The sequence below is a fragment of the Candidatus Neomarinimicrobiota bacterium genome, assembly GCA_041862535.1.
GTDB lineage: Bacteria > Fidelibacterota > Marinisomatia > SCGC-AAA003-L08 > TS1B11.
This window is the reverse complement of record JBGVTM010000162.1, coordinates 1-2,907: the sequence shown is the minus strand read 5'-3', so window position 1 is coordinate 2,907 and position 2,907 is coordinate 1. Positions and strand designations below refer to the sequence as shown.

General features: G+C 61.0%; 3 protein-coding genes. All 3 read left to right on the top strand.

What is annotated here, in order from left to right:
- On the top strand, positions 1 to 1,375 hold a 1,375-nt coding region (locus ACETWG_05980), incomplete at its 5' end, for a phosphoglucosamine mutase (protein MFB0516136.1).
- A 19-nt stretch (positions 1,376 to 1,394) separates the two neighbouring features.
- Entirely contained in the window at positions 1,395 to 2,048 is a 654-nt protein-coding gene (gene deoC / locus ACETWG_05975) for a deoxyribose-phosphate aldolase (GenBank protein ID MFB0516135.1), read from the top strand.
- Positions 2,049 to 2,250: 202 nt separating this feature from the next.
- On the top strand, positions 2,251 to 2,907 hold a 657-nt coding region (locus ACETWG_05970), incomplete at its 3' end, for an aldolase/citrate lyase family protein (protein MFB0516134.1).

Genomic DNA, 2,907 nt, shown 5'->3' with positions numbered 1-2,907 from the left:
AAGGGGAACCGGCATGGGATTAATCCGGACTGTTTCCGGGGTTCGTGGTGTGGTAGGGCGAGATCTGGATGCCCAGGTGGTGTATCGCTATGTGCAGGCCTTTGCGGCTATTCAGCCCGCCGGGCCGGTACTTCTGGTGAGGGACAGCCGGCCGCACGGCGCGGAGCTCCTGACCGCGGCCAACAAGGCGTTACAGACGGTCCGGCGCCCTGTGATCATTGCGGATCTGGCGCCTACCCCGACCGCCCAGTTTATCGTACCCCGGAAGCATCTGGCGGGAGCTATCGTTCTCACGGCCTCCCATAACCCGATCGAATACAATGGGCTGAAATTTATTGGCAGCGACGGCTGTTTCCTAGATGCTGAGCAGACCGCGGTCCTGTTTGCCCGGGCGGACCAGATCGAAGCGCCCTCGGAAATTCCTTCCAGGCGCCCCAGAAGCAAGGTGCTTCTGGACGTGATAGGCCTGCATATCCTGGATACCCTGAACCTGAGCTGCATCGATGCCGAGGCTATTCTCCGCAAGCGGTTCAAGGTGGTCGTTGATACGGTCAATGGGGCCGCCTCCTTTGCCTTGCCGACGCTGCTGGAAGCATTGGGCTGTGAGGTGATCCGCCTGCATACTACTCCCGATGGTACCTTTCCCAGGGGAGCGGAACCCCTGCCCGAGAACCTGACCGACCTGTGCCGGGCAGTTACCGAAAATGGTGCCTGTATTGGTATGGCCACAGACCCGGATGCTGACCGGCTGGCCCTGGTGGACGAAACCGGCACGGCCCCGGGCGAGGAATTGACCCAGGTGCTGGCGGTGGACGGCTTTCTGCGACGCACCGGCAGCCGGAGGCCGGTGACCACCAACCTCTCCAGCTCGATGCTGCTGGATCACGTGGCCGGGCGCTACGGAATCGAGGTTGTCCGCTCGGCAGTGGGCGAAATCAACGTGGTGTTAATGATGCGCTCAGTGGGCGGCGAGATCGGCGGCGAGGGCAACGGGGGGGTCATACTGGCTGAGTCCCATCTGGGACGGGATTCGTTGGTGGGGGCCGCCCTGGTGCTGGATCGATTGGCGCAAGAGGCACTCCCGCTCAGTGCCATTCTAGCGCAGCTCCCCCAGTTCTGTATGATAAAGGAGAAAGTTGCCATCGACGGCCACGACACAGACGAGGTCTTACGGCGGATTGCCGAGCGCTACCCCGATGCCGAGAGCATCACGCTGGATGGCCTCAAGCTGCAGTGGCCGGATAAGTGGATGCATGTGCGCAAGTCCAATACGGAGCCTGTTATCCGCATTCATGCCGAGGCACCAACGCGGGAGGCCGCCCAGGAGCTGGCGGCAGAGGTGCGCGAGCTTGTCGGCATTGAGCGGACCGGCTGAATCATATTTTGGGTGCAATGTGAATACTGACCTGGCTGCGAAAATAGACCATACGCTTTTGAAGCCCGATGCCACTGAAGGGGACATTCGGAGCCTGTGCGGGGAGGCCCGGCGGTACGGTTTTGCTTCGGTGTGTGTGAACCCGGTATGGGTAAGCCTGTGCAAGCAGCTTCTCCGGGACACTGGAATCATGGTGGCTACCGTCATCGGATTTCCGCTGGGAGCTCTGCCGGTTGAGTGGAAGGCTCGGGAGGCGGCGCAGGCGGCGGTCGCAGGCGCTGACGAGCTGGATATGGTGATGAACATCGGCTTTCTGAAGTCCGGTCGCGATGCGGAGGTGGAGGCCGACATCCGGGCGGTAGTGGAGGCCGCTGCCGGCCGCACGGTCAAGGTGATCATCGAAGCGGCTTTGCTCACGGATGAGGAGAAGGAGCAGGCCTGCCTCCTGGCCCAGCGGGCGGGCGCTCAGTTTGTCAAGACCGCGACCGGCTTCAGTAAAGGGGGCGCCACCGAGCAGGACGTCGCCCTGATGCGTCGGGTGGTAGGAGACAAAATGGGGGTAAAGGCAGCCGGAGGTATCCGCAGCGCTGAGGATGCCCGGAAGCTGCTGGCGGCGGGGGCCTCCCGCCTGGGCACCAGCGCCGGTGTGGCCATTGTAAGCAACGACAGCTGAAAGGACCACCTGCGGGAGTATCCGCGACTGACATGATACACCCGCCGAAAGGGTAGGGTCTGATACAGCCCTCCATACGATTATATATACAATTCCACATTCGCACTTCATGATCCCCTCGCTAATATCCCCAATTGCGAACCCACCCGGCGCTTGGCGGGTGTAAATTTCTTTCAGCGAGTTCGGGAGACCTGATTCCAGTATGAATAACGTGTTCATCTCCGGCATTCCCATTACCGATCCCGAGGAGGAGATCCGCTCGGACTGCATCATCCGCTATCAGCCGAAGACCTCAGGCGGATATGCTATCGAGCTGGAGTCCAAGGTGGCAGTAATGTATGGCGCCTCCATCCGCCAGCTGTCTGAGAAGACCCTGGCCGATCTGGGCATCAATAACGGCAGCCTTCAGATTGAGGACTACGGGGCCTTGCCTTTTGTTATCCAGGGGCGCATCGAGGCGGCCGTGAAGATGGCCCATCCGGAAATCGACGCTGTGTCTTTACCCGAGTTGCAGGAGCATTGCCGCCTGGCTTGCCAGCGGGACCGTTTCCGCCGCAGCCGGCTGTATATTCCCGGCACCATGCCCAAGTTCATGCTCAATGCCGGCATTCATCAGCCGGATGCCATCATTCTGGACCTGGAGGATTCGGTGGCGCCGGTGGAGAAGGCTTCCGCTCGCTTCATCGTGCGTAATGCGTTGAGGGTACTCAATTGGTTCGGTTCCGAGCCGATGGTGCGTATTAACCAGGGTGAGCTGGGATTTCAGGACCTGGAGGCGGTGATTCCGCAGCCGGTGCATCTTATCCTGATTCCGAAGGCGGAGTCGGCGGAGCAGGTGCAGGCGGTGGATGCCAGGATC